Raw genomic sequence first — 19,599 nt, 5'->3', positions numbered from 1 at the left:
CTACAGCTTGAAGTCGGCGATCAGGGGCAGGTGGTCCGACATGCGCCACCAGATCCGGCCCCGCGGTATGTGCATGCCCGCGGGCTTCATCCCGCGCGCGTAGACGAAGTCCAGCTGCGTGAGCGGCAGCCGCGACGGATAGGTATGCGTGCGCTCGCCCACGAAGTCCTGCAGGCCCAGCTTGTTCATCGCCGGGCGCAGCTTGGCGCCCCAGTCGTTGAAGTCGCCGGCCACCACGATGGGGGCCCTGCGCGGGATCTCGCGCTCGATGTAGCGCCCGAGCTGCTCGACCTGGCGCAAGCGGCTGCCGGCGATGAGCCCCAGGTGCAGCACGATCACGTGCACCTTGTGGCGCTTGACCTCCAGTTCCACGTGCAGGAGGCCGCGCTGCTCCCAGCGGTGGTCCGACATGTCTTCGTGCCCGTGCGACACCACCGGCCAGCGCGAAAGCAGCGCGTTGCCATGTTCGCCGTGCCTGGTGCGCGCGTTGGTCTGGTAGACGGCGAAATAGCCTTCGGGGCACAGGAACTCGGCCTGCGGCAGCTCGGGCCACTGGGTGAAATAGCGCTCCTCGCGGCGATGGACCTTGCGCACTTCCTGCAGGCAGACGACGTCGGCGTCGAGCTGCTCCACGGCGTGGCCGAGGTTGTGGATCTCGAGCCGCCGCACGGGGCCGAGGCCCTGCACGCCCTTGTGGATGTTGTAGGTGGCGACCCGCAGCACGCTCATGGCATGAATTCTGGCAGCATCAGGATCGCTTCGGCGTTCGAGGGCGAGAAGCAGGCATCCGCCGCGTGCCGGTACGGCAGCCACTGCCAGGCCGTGTGCTCGCGCGGGTTCAGCGTGACCGGCGTGCCGGCCGGCACGCACAGGCCGAACACGTGCTCGCGGTTGCGCGTCACGCCGGGGGCGTAACGGTGCAGGTAGCGCGGGTAGATGTCGTAGACGTTCTCCAGGCCCCAGTCGGTGAGCGTGCCGGTCGCGGCGTCGATGCCGGTTTCCTCGCGCACCTCGCGGATCGCGGCTTGCTCGAAGGGCTCGTCCTCTTGGTCCTTGGAGCCGGTCACGGATTGCCAGAAGCCGGGCGAGTCCGTGCGGTTGATCAGCAACACCTCCAGGGCCGGCGTGTGGATCACGACCAGGACCGAGAGCGGGATCTTGAACGGCTTGGACATGCGCGGGATCATTCTGCCGCAGGGGCAGGAAAAAGGTTCCTCGCAGATGTCCGGGGGCTTCTGGCGAGGGAGTTCTTGCGTGCAGTGGCTTTCTTGCCGGACCAGAGCGGGGCTGTCCGTCTCTGCGACTGTCCCCCGGCGCGGATGAGAACCGCGCCCCGGGTGAGCGCGGCGCCCGCGCCTCCTCCTTTATGTCGCCGAGCCGGACAGCCCCGCCCTGGTCCTGCGCCGCGCCAGGTACATGCGCAGCGGCTCCGTTGACGCGTGCTGCAAGCGGTGCGTCGCGAGAAGCAGGCCCGTCCTGGTCCGGCCCACAGGCAACAAAAAGGGCGCTTGCGCGCCCTTTGCCGGATCCCGCCCTGCGGGAATGACGGCCCTTCGCCGTGACGAGGCTTACGCCGCGCCCGGATTGCGCAGGCGGATGTGCAGTTCCCGCAGCTGCTTCTCGTCGACCGGGCCGGGGGCCTGCGTGAGCAGGTCCTGCGCGCGCTGGGTCTTGGGGAAGGCGATCACGTCGCGCAGCGACTCGGCGCCCGTCATCAGCATCACGAAGCGGTCCAGGCCGATGGCGATGCCGCCGTGCGGGGGCGCGCCGTACTGCAGGGCGTCCAGCAGGAAGCCGAATTTCGCCTTGGCCTCCTCCGGGCCGATCTTCAGCGCGCGGAACACCTTGCTCTGCACGTCCTCGCGGTGGATCCGGACCGAGCCGCCCCCCAGCTCGATGCCATTGAGCACCGCGTCGTAGGCCTTGGCCACGCAGCGGCCGGGGTTGGTCTCGAGCCAGTCCTCGTGGCCTTCCTTGGGCGAGGTGAACGGGTGGTGCACCGCGTTCCAGCGCTGGGCGTCCTCGTCGAACTCGAACATGGGGAAGTCCACCACCCACAGCGGCTGCCACTGGCCTTCCAGCAGGCCGTGCGTCTTGCCGAACTCGCTGTGGCCCACCTTCACGCGCAGCGCGCCGATGGCGTCGTTCACCACCTTCGCCTTGTCGGCGCCGAAGAAGACCAGGTCGCCGTTCTGCGCGCCGGTGCGCCGCAGGATCTCGGCGATCGCGCGGTCGTGCAGGTTCTTGACGATCGGCGACTGCAGGCCGTCGCGGCCGGCGGCCACGTCGTTGACCTTGACCCAGGCCAGGCCCTTGGCGCCGTAGATCTTCACGAACTCGGTGTAGCCGTCGATCTCGCCGCGGCTCATCCCGCTGCCGCCCGGCACGCGCAGGCCCACGACGCGGCCGTCCTCGGCGTTGGCCGGGCCCGAGAACACCTTGAAGTCGACGTCCTTCATCACGTCGGTGAGCTCGGTGAATTCGAGCTTCACGCGCAGGTCCGGCTTGTCCGAGCCGTACAGGCGCATCGCGTCGACGTGCTTCATCACCGGGAAGGGCGGCAGGTCGACGTCGATGACGTTCTTGAAGGTGCTGCGGATCATGCCCTCGAACATCGTGCGGATCTCCTCCTCCGTCATGAAGGAGGTTTCCACGTCGATCTGCGTGAACTCGGGCTGGCGGTCCGCGCGCAGGTCCTCGTCGCGGAAGCACTTGGTGATCTGGTAGTAGCGGTCGAAGCCCGAGACCATCAGCAGCTGCTTGAACAGCTGGGGCGACTGCGGCAGCGCGAAGAACATGCCGTCGTGCACGCGCGAGGGCACCAGGTAGTCGCGCGCGCCTTCCGGCGTGGACTTGGTGAGCATCGGCGTCTCGATGTCGATGAAGCCGTTGACGTCCATGAACTTGCGCACTTCCATCGTCACCCGGTAGCGCAGCATCAGGTTGTTCTGCATGTACGGGCGGCGCAGGTCCAGCACGCGGTGCATCAGGCGCGTCGTCTCGGACAGGTTCTCGTCATCGAGCTGGAAGGGCGGCGTGACCGAGGGGTTCAGCACCTTCAGCTCGTGGCACAGGACTTCGATCTTCCCGCTCTTCAGGTTCTCGTTGGTGGTGCCGGCGGGACGCGCGCGCACGACGCCCTTGACCTGCACGCAGAACTCGTTGCGCAGGCCTTCGGCGGTCTTGAACATGTCCGGGCGGTCGGGGTCGCAGACCACCTGCACGTAGCCTTCGCGGTCGCGCAGGTCGACGAAGATCACGCCGCCGTGGTCGCGGCGGCGGTTGACCCACCCGCACAGGGTGACGGTCTGGCCGAGCAGTTCCTCGGTGACCAGGCCGCAATAGGTGGTACGCATGGATTGAGCAGTCACGGACATCACGCGCCCGCCTTGCGGCGGGGCGTCCTTCTACGGGTTCAGGTGGAGATTCGGGGGGAGACGACGCCCATGGAGACGACGTACTTGAGCGCCTCGTCGACGCTCATCTTCAGTTCGATGCAGTCGCTCTTGCGCAGCATCACGAAATAGCCGCCGGTGGGGTTCGGCGTGGTGGGCACGTAGACGCTGACGTACTCGTCGCCGCGCAGGTAGGTGGTGACGTCGCCGCCGGGAGTGCCGGTCACGAAGGCGATGGTCCAGACCTCGGGGCGCGGCCACTGCACCAGCACCGCGGTGCGGAAGGCATTGCCGCTTTCCGAGAAGAGGGTGTCGGAGACCTGCTTGACGCTGGAGTAGATGCCGCGCACCACCGGGATGCGGGCGACGATCCGGTCGCCCACGACCACCAGCTTCTTGCCGATGAAGTTGGACGCCGCCGCGCCCACCAGCAGCAGGATCGCCAGGGTCAGCAGCACGCCGAAGCCCGGGATGTGGATGCCGATGAGGCGGTCAGGCTGCCAGGCTTCCGGCAGGATCAGCAGCGTCTGGTCGAGCTTGTCGATGATCCAGCGCAGCACGGCGACCGTGATGGCCACCGGAACGATGACGAGCAGCCCCGCCAGCAGCCACTTGCGCAGGGCGTGCATTCAGCCTCCGCCGAGCCGTCTCAAGGAGGCTGAAGCCCCCGCGGGGGGCAGCGACCCACACGAAGTGGGGGAGCGTGGGGGCACCATTTCCTCAGTGGCAGGCGCAGGAGCCGCCGCAGCCGCCGGCGGCCGCCGTGGGCGAGGAGTCGGGAGTGCTCTCGGTCTTGCCGCCGTCGGCCGGCTTGTCCTCGGACTTGGATGCGGTGGAGGCGCTGCTGCCGCCGCGGAAATCGGTGGCGTACCAGCCGGAGCCCTTCAGCTGGAAGCCCGCGGCCGTGATCTGCTTGGCGAACTGTTCTGCCCCGCAGGCCGGGCAGGTGCCCAGGGCCGGATCGGAAATCTTCTGCAGGACGTCCTTGGCGTGGCCGCAGGAGCCGCACTTGTAAGCGTAGATGGGCATGGCTTCCGAGGTCGGGAATGCAAAGCCATCAATTATAGGTTACAGCCCGGAATTCAATCCCCGCTCTTCCGTCACCCCCGCCGGAGGCGGGAATGACGGCGGGGCGCCGGGTCGACGGCTTTATTGCGCCGACTGGGCGGACTGCGTCGGCAGTCCCGGCACGTGCCCGGCCGCCTCGTGGCGGTTGCGCAGCTTCTGCGGCGCCAGGGAGCCGAGGACCATGCCCAGGAAAGCGGCGATCAGGCCTGCCAGCTGGCCCGGGAAGCGGCTGGCCAGGAGTTCGCCGCCCACCTGCGGGAAGAAGACGATCCAGGTGCCGATCCCCAGCACGAGGGAGGTGATCGCGCCCTGGGTGGTGGAGCGCTTCCAGTACAGGCCCATCACCAGGGGCACGAAGGCGCCCACCAGGGTCACCTGGTAGGCGGTCGACACCAGGTCGTAGATCGAGGTGCCCTTCATGGCCATCGCGTAGGCCAGCACCAGGCCCGTGAAGGTGACGATGGTGGCGCGCATCGCGAACAGCCGCTCCTTGTCGCTCATGCCGGGCCGCATGTTGCGCAGGATGTTCTCGACGAAGCTGGTGGAAGGCGCCAGCAGCGTCGCCGAGGACGTGCTCTTGATGGCCGACAGCAGGGCGCCGAAGAACAGGATCTGCATGACCAGGGGCATCTTCGTCAGCACGAAGGTGGGCAGGATGCGCTGGTACTCGTTGCGCGCCATCTCCATGACGCTGTCGCCCATCACCACCATGGCGCTGGCGACGATGAACATCGGCACGAAGGCGAACAGGATGTACGACAGGCCGCCGATCACCGCGCCGTTGCGGGCGGTTTCGGCGTTGCGGGCGGACATCACGCGCTGGTACACGTCCTGCTGCGGGATGCTCCCCAGCATCATGGTCACGGCGGCCCCGAGGAAGAAGGCGATGTCGGTGAAGCGGGGGGGCGGCAGGAAGTGCCAGAGGTCCTTGGACTGGATCGCCGCCATCACCTTGTCGCTGCCGCCGGCGAGGTCGGCGGAGAACACGGCGATGATCGCCAGGCCCACGACCAGCACGATCATCTGGATGAAGTCCGTCCAGGCCACGGCCAGGAAGCCGCCGATCACCACGTAGACCAGCACCGCCAGGGTGCCGACGACCATGCCGGCGGTCTCGGACATCGCGCCGTTGGTGAGGACGGAGAAGACCAGGCCCAGGGCGGTGATCTGCGCCGCCACCCAGCCCAGGTAGCTCAGGATGATGGCGCTGGAGCAGAACACCTCGATGCCGCGCCCGTAGCGCTGGCGGTAGAAGTCGCCGATCGTCAGCAGGTTCAGCTTGTAGAGCTTGGTGGCGAAGAACAGGCCGACCAGGATCAGGCAGGTGCCGGCGCCGAACGGGTCCTCCACGATCGCGCCGAGCCCGCCCTGCACGAACTTCGCCGGGATGCCCATCACCGTCTCGGCGCCGAACCAGGTGGCGAAGGTGGTGGTGACCACCATGATCAGCGGCAGGCTGCGGCCGGCGATCGCGAAGTCGCTGGTGTTCTTGATCCGGGTCCCTGCCCAGACCCCGACCGCGAGCGTCCCGAGCAGGTACAGGACGACGAAGGTGATCAGCGTGTAGTTCATCGACGGTCCCCTGGCACCGCTAGTTTGGGCTGCGGAATTATGCCCGACAGTAGAGCAGGGACAAAGGGGCTTGGGCCTGCCTCAGAACAGCCGGACGCGCACCAGGAATTGCATCACGATCAGCCCCAGCGCGAAACCGATCGTGGTGAAGATGATCCCCTGCAGCAGGCGGTTGGTCTTGCGCAGTTCCACCACCAGTTCGTCGGTCTCGCGGTCCCGGTGGCCGCGCTGCTTGCGCAGGTACTGGTCCAGCAGGTGGGGCAGTTCCGGCAGGATCTTGGCGTAGCGGGGCGCCTGGTCGCGCAATTCCTCCCACAGCTTGTGCGGGCCGACCTGGTCCAGCATCCAGCGCTCCAGGAAGGGCTTGGCCGTGCTCCAGAGGTCCAGGTCCGGGTCGAGCTGGCGGCCCAGGCCCTCGATGTTCAGCAGCGTCTTCTGCAGCAGCACCAGCTGCGGCTGGATCTCCACGTTGAAGCGGCGCGAGGTCTGGAACAGGCGCATCAGCACCATGCCGAGCGAGAGCTCCTTCAGCGGCCGGTCGAAGTACGGCTCGCAGACGGTGCGCACCGCCGCCTCCAGTTCGTCGACGCGGGTGCCGGCCGGCACCCAGCCCGACTCGATGTGCAGTTCGGCCACCCGCTTGTAGTCGCGGCGGAAGAAGGCCGTGAAGTTCTGCGCCAGGTACTCCTTGTCGTACTCCGTCAGCGTGCCGATGATGCCGAAGTCCAGCGAGATGTAGCGGCCGAAGGTGCCCTGCTGCAGGCTCACCTGGATGTTGCCGGGGTGCATGTCGGCGTGGAAGAAGCCGTCGCGGAACACCTGGGTGAAGAAGATCGTGACGCCGTCGCGCGCCAGCTGGCGCAGGTCCACGCCGGCGGTCACGAGCCGGTCGACCTGGCTGATGGGAACGCCGGCCATGCGTTCCATCACCATCACTTCCGGGTGCACGAAGTCCCAGTACATCTCCGGCACCAGCACCAGGTGCAGGCCGGCCATGTTGCGGCGAAGCTGCGCGGCGTTGGCCGCCTCGCGCACCAGGTCCAGCTCGTCGTGCAGGTACTTGTCGAATTCGGCGACCACCTCGCGCGGCTTCAGGCGGCGGGCGTCGTGGGAGAGGCGCTCGACCCAGCGGGCCATCATCCGCATCAGGTCGAGGTCCTTGTCGATCACCGGCAGCATGCCGGGGCGCAGCACCTTGACGGCGACTTCCTTCAGCTCCCCGGTGCGCAGCCGCAGCGTGGCGAAGTGCACCTGGGCGATGGAGGCGCTGGCGATCGGCTCGCGCTCGAAGCTCTCGAAGATGCTGTCGAGCGGGCGGCGGAAGGCGCGCTCGATGGTCGCCACGGCGACTTCGGTGGGAAACGGGGGCACCCGGTCCTGCAGCAGGGCCAGTTCGTCGGCGATGTCCGCCGGCAGCAGGTCGCGCCGCGTGGACAGCACCTGGCCGAACTTGACGAAGATGGGCCCCAGGTGCTCGAAGGCCTGGCGCAGGCGCTGGCCGCGGGGCGCGTCGAGGCGGCGTCCGAGCCGCACGACCCGCGCCAGTCCGCGCGTGACGCGGAAGCCGGAGAGCGCCAGCTCGTCCAGCCCGTACCGCAGGATCACCCAGACGATGAAGGCGGCGCGCAGGTAGCGCGTCATCCGCCGGCCTGCCCCGGTGTCGTGGGACCGCCCTGCGGCGCGGGCGCGGGCGCGGGCGCGGGCGCAGGCGCAGACCCAGGCGCGGGCGCGGGCGCCGCGCCGCCGCGGCCGACGAAGCTTCGCAAGGCCTCGACCATCCGGCGGCCGACGCCGGCCACCGCATGCGCGGGCGCGTCGCCGAAGATGCGCGCGAGGTCTTCCTCGAGGTCCCAGCGGACGTGGTCCACCATCCACTGCACTTCGGCGGCGAGCTGCACGTCGCCCACGATGCGCACGGCGGGCTTCTCGCCGCGCAGCGCGCTCTGGGCCAGCGACCAGGGGGACTCGTCGGCGAGGGTCAGCGTCAGGTCGGCGTTCTGCGTGATCGGGCCCAGGTCCAGCAGGCCCGCCGGCGTGGCCAGCAGGCGCACGCTGAACCCGCGCCAGTGCGCCTCCACCACCCGGCCGGCCTGCCGTTGCAGGCGGGCCTGCGCCTCCGGCTCCTGCTGCAGCACGTGGTTGAGGGCCAGCACCAGGCGGCGCTGCAACTCCTCCACCAGCCACGGCGGCGGCTGAAAGAGCTTGCCGGCGCGGTCGAACAGCTGGTCCAGAAACGAAGCGGGGGATGGTGTGGCCATCCCCCGATTATCACGTCCGCGCCGAGGGCTATTGAAGCGCCTGCACGCCCGCGACCAGCCAGCCGGCGGAACCGTCCTTCGGCTTGACCATGTTCCACACCTCGCGGAACGGTGCCGGGCCGGCCGAAGGCTCCTCGCGGATCATGCCGGAGAACTCCACGCTGGCCAGGTACTCGGTGGGGAGCTCCTCGATCCCGAGCAGCTGCGCCTCCAGCATCGCGACATCCGTGTTCTGCGACGAGGCCTGCGGCTGGCGATCGCGCTCGGCGAGCTGGTTGCGGATCTCGCCCAGCATCTCGTCGGTCATCATGCTGCGCAGGGTGGTCATGTCGCCGCGGTCCCACGCGGACTGCAGGGTCGTGAAGTTTCGCTTGGCGGCCACCAGGAAGCCCTCGGTGTCGAAGCCCGCCGGCACACCCCAGGACTGCGACCCCCCCAGCCCGCCGCGCTGGACTTCCAGCCCCGAGCCGATGCGCAGGCCGCTGCCGCCAGGCGACGGGGCCGGCGCCTCGGCACCGAAGGTGGATTCCCACGGGCGCGCCGAGGCGTCGTTGCCCACCTTGGCCGGGTTGTACTGGCGCGGCGACGCGGGGGCGTCGGCGCTGGTGCCGGCGCCCTGGTAGGCATAGCCGCCGGGCCCGCCGGGCCCGCCGGCCGCCGCGGCCGCGTGACGACGGGCGCGCATCATGCCGATCACCGCCATGACAACCAAGGCCAGCAGGGCGAACAGCAGGAACTGGCTGAAGCCGGCGCCCAGGCCGAGCGAGTTGGCCAGCCAGGCGAGGCCCAGGCCGGCCGCGAGGCCGCCCAGGATGCCGCCCCAGCGGCTGCGCGCCGGCTGCTGCGCGGGCGTGGTGGCCGGCGCGGGCTGCGCCGTCGGGCTGCGCTGCGGCTGGGCGTTGGCCGGCGCCACCGGCGCGGCAGGCGGGGTGGCCTGCCGCTGCGTCACGTTGGACGACTGGCGGCCGAACGAACTGCCGCCGCCGAGGCGCCGGGCCGCATCCGCATCCGCGATGGCCCCCACGGTGAGGGCCACTGCCAGCAAAACGTTCCAGAGCTTCATGGTCGCACTCCTTGCCTGCCCGGATCGAGGCTCAGCACTTGATTCCAACATGCAGGGCCGCCACGCCCGCGGTCAGGTTGTGGTAGTCCACGTGGCCGAAGCCGGCCATCTTCATCATCCCCTTGAGCTCTTCCTGGCCGGGATGCATGCGGATCGACTCGGCCAGGTAGCGGTAGCTCGCCTCGTCCCGCGCGATGAAGCGGCCGAGGCGCGGCAGCACGTTGAAGGAATACCAGTCATACGCCTTTTCCAGCGGCCGCGCGACCTTGGAAAACTCCAGCACCAGCAGCTTGCCGCCCGGCCGCAGGACCCGGTTCATCTCGGCCAGCGCCTTGTCCTTGTGGGTCATGTTGCGCAGCCCGAAGCCGACACTGACGCGGTCGAAGCTGTTCGCCGCGAAGGGCAGTTTCTCAGCATCGCAGACCACGGTGGGCAGGACCAGGCCGGCATTCAACAGCCGGTCGCGTCCGACGCGCAGCATGGCGGCGTTGATGTCGGTGTGCACCACCGTGCCCGAAGCGCCGACCTTGCGCGCGAACGCCTGCGCCAGGTCGCCGGTGCCACCGGCGATGTCCAGCACCCGCTGGCCCGGCTTGAGGTCCGCGACCAGCACCGTGTACGCCTTCCAGGCGCGGTGCAGCCCCATGGACATCAGGTCGTTCATCACGTCGTAGCTGGACGCGACGGAATCGAACACGCCGCGGACGCGCCTGGCCTTTTCGCGTTCCTCGACGGTCTCGTAGCCGAAGTGGGTCTTGCTCATGTTGTTCTCGTCTTCAGTGGCCGCAGGCGTGGCCGCCCTTGGCGGGCATGGGGGCGTCGCGGTCGGCGCCGGCGTCCCGCAGCCGGCGTTCGTAGTCCTCCCACAGCTGCGCCTGCTGCGAGCCGAGGAAGTACAGGTAGTCCCAGGAATAGATGCCGCTGTCGTGCCCGTCGGAGAACACCGGCTTGACCGCGTAGTTGCCCACCGGCTCCAGCTCCACCACGTCCACCTGGCGCTTGCCGGTCTGCAGCACTTCCTGCCCGGGGCCGTGCCCCTGCACCTCGGCCGAGGGCGAAAACACCCGCATCAGCTCGAACGGGATGCGGAACACCGAACCGTCGGAAAAACCGACCTCCAGCACGCGCGAGGCGCCGTGCAGGGTGAGGGATTCGGGAGAAGGAGTCTCGCTGCGCAAACCGGCCATGCCGCCAGTTTAAGCGCAGCGCGGCCGTTTAGAAGTGATACGACACGTTCACGTACACACGGTCGTCGCCGTCCTGCGGCGCGTCTGAATTCAGCGACAGCGGCACCCGGCTGCCCTTGACGATGCGCCCGTATTCCAGCGAGGCGGCGAAGCCGCCGATCCCGTAGCGCAGCCCCGCGCCGACGCTGGCCAGCCGGTCCGAGGAGGGCTTGTTGAGCCCGTTCGGCTTGTTGTTCCGGAGGTACCCGGCATCGACGAAGCCGTGGGCGCGCAGCCCCGGCCAAAGCTCGGGCGTGGTCAGCTCCAGGGTGGCCGAGAGGCCCTTGTCGCCCGAAATCGGGCGCTCGACATCCGTCCCGCGCACGGAGCCCACCCCGCCCAGGCCGAACTGCTCGCCCGAGATCAGCACGTCCGGGCTGTACTGGAACAGGGCGCGGGCGGACCACAGCCAGGCCTGCGCCAGCGCCGCGGTGTAGCTGGCGCCGCCGCGCAGGGCCTTCCAGTGCACGGTGTCGATCCGGGGGTCCTCGCTCCGGTACGAAGGCAGATCGTTGTGCGTGCCGGTGCCGGTGTTGGCCGCGATCTCCGCGTTGTAGCCCCACACCGCCTTGTCGCTTTCCGTGCGCGCCGTGTAGCCGAGCGTGACCGGGCGGCTGCGGCGGTCGAGCGCGCCGGGCGAGACGGTGTCGTTGATCCGGGCGGCGTCGAACACCTTGTCGTCGAGGCCGAGGGTGACGTAGCTGCGGCGCCCGCCCTGCGGCGGCAGGTAGGCGGTGTAGTTCAGGCCGAAGGTGTGGCCGGCGCCGGTGCTGTTGAAGGCGCCGAAATTGCCCACCACGTCGGACTGCGTGTAGCTGGCGCCGAGCACGCCGCCGGCGGCGTACAGCGGCGCCTTGTAGGCCAACCCCAGCTGCTGGACGTCCTCGGCGCGCTCGATCGAGGTCGTGTAGGCGCCGATGAACTGGTGGTCGCGGTCGAACAGGTTGGTGTGGCCGGCGGTGACCGTCAGCCGGTCGCGGCCGGTGGTGGAGGAGCCGGCGTTGGATGCGAGCACGCCCAACGTCCAAGGACGCTGCTCGCGCACCGTGAGGGTGGCGTCTATCCTGTCCGGCTCGTCGGACTCGCGCAGCCCCACCTGCACCTGCTTGTTCGGGTTCTCGTTGGCGATGGCTGCCTGCACCGCGAGCCGTCTGAAATTGGGGGTCTCGCCCTCGCGCAGTTCGGGCAGCGTGCGGCGGATGTTCTGCTCGCTGTAGATATTGCGACCTTCGATCTCCACCTTGCCGACCACGAACTTCACGATGGAAAGCCGCACCGCCTGCCCCACCTCCTGCGGCGGCAGCGCGACGCGGTGCAGGCCGTAGCCGGCCGCGCGGAAGGCGGCTTCGAGGGCGGCGGTGGCCTGCTGCAGCGTTTCCAGGGTGGCGTCAGCCCGCACGAAAGGCGCCAGCACGCGCTGCGCCTCGGCCTGGCCGATCGGGTTCTCGCCTTCGAGCTGGAAGCCGCGGATCGCGAACACCGCGGGCGCGGCCGGCTGCGCCATGGGCGGCACGGGCCGGACGGGGGCGGGCACCGGCGCCCGCTGCGCCTGGGCGGCGCCGGCCGCGGCCGCCAGCAGCGCCACCAGCGAATGCGCCGCGCGCGGCAGGGGAGTGGTTCGTCTCATGGTTCTTCCCGCTCCGTCGTTCTTCTTGGTCGCGCGCGCGGCGGCTAGCGGCACACGTGGCTGCTGCGGATGCCGGACTCGTTCAGGACCGACGTGAGCATCGGGTTGCGCGCGGTGGGCAGCGGCATGCGGTCGAATTCGATGAACTTCGGCACCGTCTCGGGACGCAGCGTCTCGCCGTTGGCGCCCGCGAAGCCCGCCTCGCCCTTGCCCAGGTGCAGCACCTCGCGCGCGCTGGCGATCTCGATGTGGCCGTCGCGCACGAACACGAACAGGCCCTCTTCCGCATCGGAGACCCCGGCCATGGCGAACAGCTTGGGCGGCACGATGACCTGGTCGGGACGCGCGCCTTCCATGGGCGGCTGGGTCGTCACCGGCTGGACCGTCCCGGCGGGCGAGATGAACAGGCCCTGGCCCGCCTGCAGCACCTGCAGCGCCGTCTGGCCCTGCGGGGTGACGGAGACGGTGCCCAGCCACGTCCATACCGTCAGCCCGTCGGCCGGCCCGAAGGACGCGAGCTCGCCCGCGCAGGGCCCCGTGCACACCACGTCGAAGCCGGTGCCGCGGATGCCGATGGTGGCGGTGGCGGTGCCGAAGCCGACGTTGCGGTTGTTCGCCCGGCCGATCAGGCCCGTCAGCGCGCGGACGGAACCGCGCAGGATGGAGGCGAGGAAGCGCCCGTCGGCCGGGTTCTGGTCGTCGTACACGAAGTTGTCGAGGCGGAAGCGGGTCTGCGAGCCCAGCGTCACCCGCGATTCGTCGCGAAAGGCGAGCACGGCCTGGGAGCCCCTCGCCGTCTCCACCACCTCGCCGGGATAGACGCTGCCGCCCTCGACCAGGCGGCGGCGCTCGCCGGCACCGTCGACGGCGGAGACCTCGCCCTGCGCGCTCACGACCTTGGCGCTGGCCTGCACGGCGTTGGGCCGCGCGCTGTCCTGGATCTGCGCCGACTCCGCCCCGCAGTCGCGCGCGCACAGGCGGGCGTCGAAGTCCGTGCCGCGGATGCCGATGGTGGCCGTCTGGGTCTGGATGCGCGCGGCGTCGGGGGAGCCCTTGGAGATCAGGCCGGTGACGGCGCGGAAGCCGCCGCGCACCATCTGCATCAGCATGCCGTTGCTGTCCGGGGTTTCCGGCTTGAACTGGTACTGCTGCAGCACGAACTCGGAGTTCGGCCGGATCGTCATGCGGGTGCCGTCGGCCAGCCGGATGATCGCGGAGCCGCCGTCGGCGGTGGTCAGGCGGTCGCCTTCCTTCAGGGCCAGGCCGCGGCCCAGCGTGCGGGGGGATTCGCCGGGGCCCTGGGCGAAGCCGACGCCGCGGGCGAACTCGACTTCACCGGCCGTCTGCGCGAGGACGGGACACGCCAGGAGGACGGTGGCAGCCAGCGATGCAAGCCATCGGAATGCGAGTTTTCTGGCGCGCATGTCGTACCTCCGGCGACCGGCTGTTGCGCCGGAATACTCGACTTCACCCTTATACCCGGTCGGGATGGGACGGAACTTCGCCCAATGGAGGGGTCCTGCACGATGCTCGTGCAGGAGTTCACTCCGCCGCGCTTCAGGGCGACCGCGGCGCCAGGCTCATCAGGTCCTGCTCCACCTCCGCCAGCCGCTCCTCGACGGCTTGCAAGCGGACGGGATCGGCCGGACGCTGGGGCTGGGCCCACACGGCGCCGGGAAAATGGCTGTCCCAGGCGAAGCGGCCGATCACGTGCCAGTGCAGGTGCGGCACCGCATTGCCCAGCGAAGCCAGGTTGACCTTGTCCGGTTGCAGGTGGCGCAGCAGGGCCTGCTCCATGCCGACCAGCACGTCCATGCTCTCGGCCCGCTCGGCGGCCGGCAAGTGGGAGAACTCCCTGACGTGCGCCTGCCACACCAGCCGGTAGAAGGCCGGGAAGCCGGCCTCCTGCGCATGGACGATGCGCCAGCGCGGCGCCTGCACCACCACCCGGCCGCCGGCAGCGTCGCAGAGGGGGCAGGCGGTCATACGAGCACGCGCTCGATGCCGCCCTCGTTCGCGGCCTTCACGTAGTCCTTCATCCAGTCCGCGCCCAGGATCTTGTTCGCCATCTCCACGACGATGTAGTCGGCTTCCAGCAGGCCGTTCTGCAGGTCGTGGCTGTAGCGGTGCATGCCCTGCAGGCAGCTCGGGCAGCTGGTGAGGATCTTGATGTTGCCCTTCTCGCCGACCGCGCCGGAAGCGCGCAGCGCAGCCTCGTCCTTGCGCAGTTCCTCTTCCTTGCGGAAGCGCACCTGGGTCGAGATGTCCGGCCGCGCGACCGCCAGCGTGCCGGACTCGCCGCAGCAGCGCTCGGACTTGCGCACGTTCTCGCCCACCAGCGCCTTCACCGTCTTCAGCGGCTCCTGCAGCTTCATCGGCGAGTGGCAGGGATCGTGGAACAGGTAACCGCCCGCGCCATCGAGCTTGATGCCCTTCTCCAGCAGGTACTCGTGGATGTCGATGATGCGGCAGCCCGGGAAGATCTGGTCGAACTCGTAGCCCTGGAGCTGGTCGTAGCAGGTGCCGCAGGAGACCACCACCGTCTTGATATCCAGGTAGTTCAGCGTGTTGGCCACGCGGTGGAACAGCACCCGGTTGTCGGTGATCATCTTCTCGGCCTTGTCGAACTGGCCGGCCCCGCGCTGCGGATAGCCGCAGCACAGGTAGCCCGGCGGCAGCACGGTCTGCACGCCGGCGTGCCACAGCATCGCCTGCGTGGCCAGGCCCACCTGCGAGAACAGGCGCTCCGAGCCGCAGCCCGGGAAGTAGAACACCGCCTCGGTCTCGGAGCTGGTTGCCTTCGGGTCGCGAATGATCGGGACGTAGTTCTTGTCCTCGATGTCCAGCAGCGCGCGGGCCGTCTTGCTCGGCAGGCCCCCGGGCAGCTTCTTGTTGACGAAGTGGACCACCTGCTCCTTGATGGGAGCGGGCATGTGCGTCTCGGGCGGGGCCTTGACCTGGAAGTGGGCCAGGCCGCGCATCAGCGTGTTGCCCAGGCGCTGCGCCTTGTAGCCCACGCCGATCACCGCGGTGCGCAGCATCTTGATGCTTTCCGGGTTGGTCGCGTTGAGCATCAGCATCGCCGCCGCGCTGCCGGGACGGAAGCTCTTCTGCCCCATCTTGCGCAGCAGGTTGCGCATGTTCATCGACACGTCGCCGAAGTCGATCTTCACCGGGCACGGGTTCACGCACTTGTGGCACACGGTGCAGTGCTCGGAGACGTCCTCGAACTCCTCCCAGTGCTTGATCGACACGCCGCGGCGCGTCTGCTCCTCGTACAGGAAGGCCTCGACCAGCAGCGAGGTCGCCAGGATCTTATTGCGCGGGCTATACAGCAGGTTGGCGCGCGGCACGTGGGTGGCGCACACCGGCTTGCACTTGCCGCAGCGCAGGCAGTCCTTGACCGAATCGGCGATGGCGCCGATGTCGGACTGCTGCATGATGATCGACTCGTGGCCCATCAGGCCGAACGACGGCGTGTAGGCGTTGGTGAGGTCCGCGTACACCGAGGTGTCCGCGTCCACCTGGCCCGCGGTCGAGGGCCGCAGCAGCTTGCCCTTGTTGAAGCGGCCCTGCGGATCGACCCGCTCCTTGTAGTCGGCGAAGGGCGCGATCTCCTCGTCGGTCAGGAACTCCAGCTTGGTGATGCCGATGCCGTGTTCGCCCGAGATCACGCCGTCCAGCGAGCGCGCCAGCAGCATGATGCGCTTCACCGCCTCGTGGGCGGTCTGCAGCATCTGGTAGTCGTCGCTGTTGACCGGGATGTTGGTGTGCACGTTGCCGTCGCCGGCGTGCATGTGCAGCGCCACCCACACGCGGCCCTTCAGCACGCGCTGGTGGATCGCGTTCAGCTCCGCCAGGATGGGCGCGAGGGCGTCGCCGGAGAAGACCTGCGCCAGCGGCGCGCGGATCTGCGTCTTCCAGCTCGCGCGCAGGCTGTGGTCCTGCAGCTGCGGGAACAGCGCGTCGGCCTCGTCCAGCCAGCCCTGCCACTGGGCCCGCACCTCGCGGATCAGCGCGATGGCCTGTTGCACGCGGTCTTCCAGCAGTTCGGCCGAAGGGATCTCGCCGGCGTCGTCCTGCCGGCCCAGCGGCAGATTGCCGCGGGTGAAGAACAGCTCCAGCTCGTTGGCCAGCGCGATCTTGTTGCGCAGGCTCAGCTCGATGTTGATGCGCTCGATGCCGTCGGTGTACTCCGCCATCCGCGGCAGCGGGATCACCACGTCCTCGTTGATCTTGAAGGCGTTGGTGTGCTTGCTGATCGCGGCGGTGCGCTTGCGATCGAGCCAGAACTTCTTGCGCGCCTCGGGGCTGATGGCGACGAAGCCCTCGCCGCTGCGCGAATTGGACAGGCGCACGACCTCGGAGGTGGCGCGCGCGACCGCATCGGGATCGTCGCCGGCGATATCGCCGATCAGGACCATCTTGGGCAGCACCGCCCGCTTGGACTTGGTGGCGTAGCCCACCGCCCGCAGGTAGCGGTCGTCCAGGTGCTCCAGGCCCGCCAGCACGGTGCCGGTGCGGCCCTGCTCGGCGAACATGAAGTCCTTGATCTCCACGATGCTGGGCACGGCGTCCCGGGCGTTGCCGAAGAACTCCAGGCACACCGTGCGGGTGTGCTGCGGCATGCGGTGCACCACCCAGCGCGCGCTGGTGATCAGGCCGTCGCAGCCTTCCTTCTGGATGCCCGGCAGGCCCGAGAGGAACTTGTCCGTGACGTCCTTGCCCAGGCCTTCCTTGCGGAAGCGCGAGCCGGGGATCTCCAGCCGCTCGGTGCGGTCCGGCTTGTTCCAGTCGATGCGGCTCGATGCGGCGAAGTAGCGCAGCTCGAAGGTGGCGACCGGCGCGTCGTGGATCTTGCCCAGGTTGTGGTCCAGGCGGACCACTTCGAGCCACTCGGCATCGGGCGTGACCATGCGCCAGGACGCCAGGTTGTCCAGCGCCGTGCCCCACAGCACCGCCTTCTTGCCGCCCGCGTTCATGGCGATGTTGCCGCCGATGCAGGAGGCTTCCGCCGACGTGGGGTCCACCGCGAACACGAAGCCGGCGCGCTCGGCGGCGTCGGAGACGCGCTGCGTGACCACGCCCGCCTCGGTCCAGACCGTCGCGACCGGCTCGGCGTGGCCAGGGATGGCGACGCGCTCGACCTCGGTCATGGCCTCGAGCTTCTCGGTGTTGATCACCGCGCTCTTCCAGGTCAGCGGGATCGCGCCGCCGGTGTAGCCGGTGCCGCCCCCGCGCGGGATGATGGTCAGGCCCAGCTCGATGCAGCCCTTGACCAGGCCCGCCATCTCGGCCTCGGTGTCGGGGGTGAGCACCACGAACGGGTATTCGACGCGCCAGTCGGTGGCGTCCGTCACGTGCGAGACACGCGACAGGCCGTCGAACTTGATGTTGTCCTTGCGGGTGTACTTGCGCAGCAGCCGCTGGGTGCGCCCGCGCAGTTCGGCCGTCTCGGCGAAGGCGGCGTCGAAGCGCCGCACGGCGCCCTGGGCCGCCAGCAGCAGCTCGCCGACGAGCGCATCGCGCTGCGCGTCGCCCTGCGGGTCGCGCCGCTTCTCGATCTCGCTCAGGCGATGGTGCAGGGCCTCCACCAGCAGCTTGCGCCGCCTGGGGTTGTCCAGCAGGTCGTCCTGCAGGTAGGGATTGCGCTGGACGACCCAGATGTCGCCCAGCACTTCGTACAGCATGCGGGCGGAACGGCCGGTGCGGCGTTCCTCGCGCAGGCGGCTCAGGACTTCCCAGGCACGGAAGCCCAGGAGCCGGAGCACGATCTCGCGGTCCGAGAACGAGGTGTAGTTGTAGGGAATCTCACGCAGGCGGGGCGCATCGCCATCCACCGCGGCCATCAATTGTTCGAGCGTCGTTGGCGCGTTCATCTTGTCAGTGCAACGTCAGCCAACCATGCATCTCGGCTGATGGGGGATGTTACCGCAGTGCAGCAAGCCCCTGGGTGCAGGGCTATCGGAAACCCGCTTGCCGCTGGGGTAGCCCGACTGTCTAATCCGCGCCACAAACAGATCGTAGAGTGTCGGGCTCGGCACCCAGAAGGAGATCGACTGCATGAATTCGAAGTTTTCCGCCCTCGCGCTGGCGGCCGCCCTGTTCGGCGCCGCCCCGGCCCAGGCCCAGACGGAGATCCAGTGGTGGCATTCCATGGGCGGCGCCCTCGGCGAATGGGTCAACGACCTCGCCAAGGACTTCAACGCGAGCCAGAAGAACTACAAGGTCGTGCCCACCTTCAAGGGCAGCTACGACGAGTCCATGACGGCGGCCATCGCCGCCTACCGGGCCGGCAATGCGCCCCACATCCTGCAGGTGTTCGAAGTCGGCACCGCCACCATGATGGCCAGCAAGGGCGCCATCGTGCCGGTGGGCAAGGTGATGACGGACGCCGGCCTCAAGTTCGACCAGAACGCCTATGTGCCGGCGGTGGCGGGCTACTACACGGCCCCCAGCGGCCAGATGCTGAGCTTCCCCTTCAACAGCTCCACGCCGGTGCTGCACTACAACAAGGACGCCTTCAAGGCCGCCGGGCTCGATCCCGACACGCCGCCCAAGACCTGGCCGGAAGTGGCGCTGGCAGCCGCCAAGCTCAAGGCGTCCGGCCACAAGTGCCCGTTCACGACCAGCTGGGTCAGCTGGACCCAGCTGGAAAGCTTCTCGGCCTGGCACAACGTGCTGTTCGCGACCAGGAACAACGGTTTCGGCGGGCTCGACACGCGGCTGGCGTTCAACACGCCGCTGCACGTGCGCCACATCGAGAACCTGGCCAACATGGCCAAGAGCGGCCTGTTCATCTACAAGGGCCGGGGCAACGCGGCCGACGCGACCTTCGTGTCGGGCGAGTGCGCCATGATCACCGGCTCGTCGGCGCTGTACGGCAACGTCACGCGCAACGGCAAGTTCGCCTACGGCATCGGCACCCTGCCCTACTACCCCGATGTTCCCGGCGCGCCGCAGAACACCGTGATCGGCGGCGCCAGCCTGTGGGTGATGTCCGGCAAGAAGCCGCAGGAATACAAGGGCGTGGGCGAGTTCTTCCAGTTCCTGTCGCAGCCCGACGTGGCAGCGAAGAGCCACCAGCGCACCGGCTACCTGCCGGTGACGAAGGCCTCGTTCGAGCTGACCGACAAGTCCGGCTTCTACAAGAAGAATCCGGGCAGCGACGTCTCGGTGACCCAGATGATCCGCAAGACCACCGACAAGTCGCGCGGCGTGCGCCTGGGCAACTTCGTGCAGATCCGCACCATCATCGACGAGGAGATGGAAGGCGTGTGGCGCGGGGCGAAGACGCCGAAGGAGGCGCTGGATGCGGCGGTGCAGCGCGGGAACGAGCAACTCGAACGCTTTCAGAAGGCTAACAAGACCTGACGGTCTTGCCGCCTTC

Annotated in this window: 16 protein-coding genes; 1 reads left to right on the top strand and 15 read right to left on the bottom strand. The window is 68.9% G+C overall.

Annotated elements, in window-relative coordinates:
* From JJ685_RS23885 to JJ685_RS23815, 15 genes are all read right to left on the bottom strand, one after another.
* A complete protein-coding gene (locus JJ685_RS23885; RefSeq protein WP_201676861.1) occupies window positions 1-729 on the bottom strand; it encodes an endonuclease/exonuclease/phosphatase family protein in 729 nt (242 codons plus the stop codon).
* Window positions 726-1,175, bottom strand: coding sequence for a dihydroneopterin triphosphate diphosphatase (gene nudB / locus JJ685_RS23880; RefSeq protein WP_236599227.1), 450 nt, complete (start codon window positions 1,173-1,175; stop codon window positions 726-728). The genes JJ685_RS23885 and nudB overlap by 4 nt, the downstream gene beginning before the upstream one ends.
* A 393-nt stretch (window positions 1,176-1,568) precedes the next feature.
* Window positions 1,569-3,377, bottom strand: coding sequence for an aspartate--tRNA ligase (gene aspS, locus JJ685_RS23875; protein WP_201676859.1), 1,809 nt, complete (start codon window positions 3,375-3,377; stop codon window positions 1,569-1,571).
* Window positions 3,378-3,415: 38 nt separating this feature from the next.
* A complete protein-coding gene (locus JJ685_RS23870) occupies window positions 3,416-4,024 on the bottom strand; it encodes a DUF502 domain-containing protein (RefSeq protein WP_201676858.1) in 609 nt (202 codons plus the stop codon).
* 91 nt (window positions 4,025-4,115) lie between these two features.
* Window positions 4,116-4,424: an FmdB family zinc ribbon protein gene (locus JJ685_RS23865; protein ID WP_201676857.1), complete on the bottom strand. Its 309-nt coding sequence runs from the start codon at window positions 4,422-4,424 to the stop codon at window positions 4,116-4,118.
* A 120-nt stretch (window positions 4,425-4,544) separates the two neighbouring features.
* Window positions 4,545-6,035: a sodium:solute symporter family protein gene (locus JJ685_RS23860; protein WP_201676856.1), complete on the bottom strand. Its 1,491-nt coding sequence runs from the start codon at window positions 6,033-6,035 to the stop codon at window positions 4,545-4,547.
* A gap of 81 nt (window positions 6,036-6,116) precedes the next feature.
* Window positions 6,117-7,676, bottom strand: coding sequence for a ubiquinone biosynthesis regulatory protein kinase UbiB (ubiB, locus tag JJ685_RS23855; protein ID WP_201676855.1), 1,560 nt, complete (start codon window positions 7,674-7,676; stop codon window positions 6,117-6,119).
* Complete coding sequence (locus JJ685_RS23850; protein ID WP_201676854.1) at window positions 7,673-8,293, bottom strand: hypothetical protein; 621 nt, start codon at window positions 8,291-8,293, stop codon at window positions 7,673-7,675. The genes ubiB and JJ685_RS23850 overlap by 4 nt, the downstream gene beginning before the upstream one ends.
* Before the next feature lie 28 nt (window positions 8,294-8,321).
* Window positions 8,322-9,356, bottom strand: coding sequence for a Tim44 domain-containing protein (locus JJ685_RS23845; protein WP_201676853.1), 1,035 nt, complete (start codon window positions 9,354-9,356; stop codon window positions 8,322-8,324).
* Window positions 9,357-9,387: 31 nt separating this feature from the next.
* The gene (ubiE, locus tag JJ685_RS23840) at window positions 9,388-10,119 is read right to left on the bottom strand and encodes a bifunctional demethylmenaquinone methyltransferase/2-methoxy-6-polyprenyl-1,4-benzoquinol methylase UbiE (protein WP_201676852.1); all 732 of its coding nucleotides are present in this window, start codon (window positions 10,117-10,119) and stop codon (window positions 9,388-9,390) included.
* Window positions 10,120-10,132: 13 nt separating this feature from the next.
* Entirely contained in the window at window positions 10,133-10,543 is a 411-nt protein-coding gene (locus tag JJ685_RS23835; protein WP_201676851.1) for a gamma-butyrobetaine hydroxylase-like domain-containing protein, read from the bottom strand.
* Window positions 10,544-10,571: 28 nt separating this feature from the next.
* Window positions 10,572-12,209 (bottom strand): ShlB/FhaC/HecB family hemolysin secretion/activation protein, encoded by a 1,638-nt coding sequence (locus JJ685_RS23830; RefSeq protein WP_201676850.1) that lies wholly within the window; start codon window positions 12,207-12,209, stop codon window positions 10,572-10,574.
* A gap of 44 nt (window positions 12,210-12,253) precedes the next feature.
* Window positions 12,254-13,633, bottom strand: coding sequence for a FecR family protein (locus tag JJ685_RS23825; RefSeq protein WP_236599226.1), 1,380 nt, complete (start codon window positions 13,631-13,633; stop codon window positions 12,254-12,256).
* Between the two features lie 133 nt (window positions 13,634-13,766).
* A complete protein-coding gene (locus JJ685_RS23820; protein ID WP_201676849.1) occupies window positions 13,767-14,195 on the bottom strand; it encodes an HIT family protein in 429 nt (142 codons plus the stop codon).
* Complete coding sequence (locus JJ685_RS23815) at window positions 14,192-18,088, bottom strand: DUF3683 domain-containing protein (RefSeq protein WP_201676848.1); 3,897 nt, start codon at window positions 18,086-18,088, stop codon at window positions 14,192-14,194. Before JJ685_RS23815 ends, JJ685_RS23820 begins: the two co-directional genes overlap by 4 nt.
* 184 nt (window positions 18,089-18,272) lie before the next feature.
* On the opposite strand from JJ685_RS23815, the gene ugpB reads away from it, so the two are divergent.
* A complete protein-coding gene (gene ugpB, locus JJ685_RS23810) occupies window positions 18,273-19,583 on the top strand; it encodes a sn-glycerol-3-phosphate ABC transporter substrate-binding protein UgpB (RefSeq protein ID WP_201676847.1) in 1,311 nt (436 codons plus the stop codon).
* Window positions 19,584-19,599 lie beyond the last annotated feature (16 nt).

Source organism: Ramlibacter monticola (genome assembly GCF_016722785.1).
Classification (GTDB): domain Bacteria; phylum Pseudomonadota; class Gammaproteobacteria; order Burkholderiales; family Burkholderiaceae_C; genus Ramlibacter; species Ramlibacter monticola.
The sequence above is the reverse complement of the archived record's forward strand: the minus strand, read 5'-3'. Positions and strand labels throughout refer to the sequence as shown.

Excerpts from the sequence above, each read along its gene's own strand:
- JJ685_RS23885 (WP_201676861.1), bottom strand. The coding sequence starts at position 729 with ATGAGCGTGCTGCGGGTCGCCACCTACAACATCCACAAGGGCGTGCAG.
- nudB (WP_236599227.1), bottom strand. The coding sequence starts at position 1,175 with ATGTCCAAGCCGTTCAAGATCCCGCTCTCGGTCCTGGTCGTGATCCAC.
- aspS (WP_201676859.1), bottom strand. The coding sequence starts at position 3,377 with ATGTCCGTGACTGCTCAATCCATGCGTACCACCTATTGCGGCCTGGTC.
- JJ685_RS23870 (WP_201676858.1), bottom strand. The coding sequence starts at position 4,024 with ATGCACGCCCTGCGCAAGTGGCTGCTGGCGGGGCTGCTCGTCATCGTT.
- JJ685_RS23865 (WP_201676857.1), bottom strand. The coding sequence starts at position 4,424 with ATGCCCATCTACGCTTACAAGTGCGGCTCCTGCGGCCACGCCAAGGAC.
- JJ685_RS23860 (WP_201676856.1), bottom strand. The coding sequence starts at position 6,035 with ATGAACTACACGCTGATCACCTTCGTCGTCCTGTACCTGCTCGGGACG.
- ubiB (WP_201676855.1), bottom strand. The coding sequence starts at position 7,676 with ATGACGCGCTACCTGCGCGCCGCCTTCATCGTCTGGGTGATCCTGCGG.
- JJ685_RS23850 (WP_201676854.1), bottom strand. The coding sequence starts at position 8,293 with ATGGCCACACCATCCCCCGCTTCGTTTCTGGACCAGCTGTTCGACCGC.
- JJ685_RS23845 (WP_201676853.1), bottom strand. The coding sequence starts at position 9,356 with ATGAAGCTCTGGAACGTTTTGCTGGCAGTGGCCCTCACCGTGGGGGCC.
- ubiE (WP_201676852.1), bottom strand. The coding sequence starts at position 10,119 with ATGAGCAAGACCCACTTCGGCTACGAGACCGTCGAGGAACGCGAAAAG.
- JJ685_RS23835 (WP_201676851.1), bottom strand. The coding sequence starts at position 10,543 with ATGGCCGGTTTGCGCAGCGAGACTCCTTCTCCCGAATCCCTCACCCTG.
- JJ685_RS23830 (WP_201676850.1), bottom strand. The coding sequence starts at position 12,209 with ATGAGACGAACCACTCCCCTGCCGCGCGCGGCGCATTCGCTGGTGGCG.
- JJ685_RS23825 (WP_236599226.1), bottom strand. The coding sequence starts at position 13,633 with ATGCGCGCCAGAAAACTCGCATTCCGATGGCTTGCATCGCTGGCTGCC.
- JJ685_RS23820 (WP_201676849.1), bottom strand. The coding sequence starts at position 14,195 with ATGACCGCCTGCCCCCTCTGCGACGCTGCCGGCGGCCGGGTGGTGGTG.
- JJ685_RS23815 (WP_201676848.1), bottom strand. The coding sequence starts at position 18,088 with ATGAACGCGCCAACGACGCTCGAACAATTGATGGCCGCGGTGGATGGC.
- ugpB (WP_201676847.1), top strand. The coding sequence starts at position 18,273 with ATGAATTCGAAGTTTTCCGCCCTCGCGCTGGCGGCCGCCCTGTTCGGC.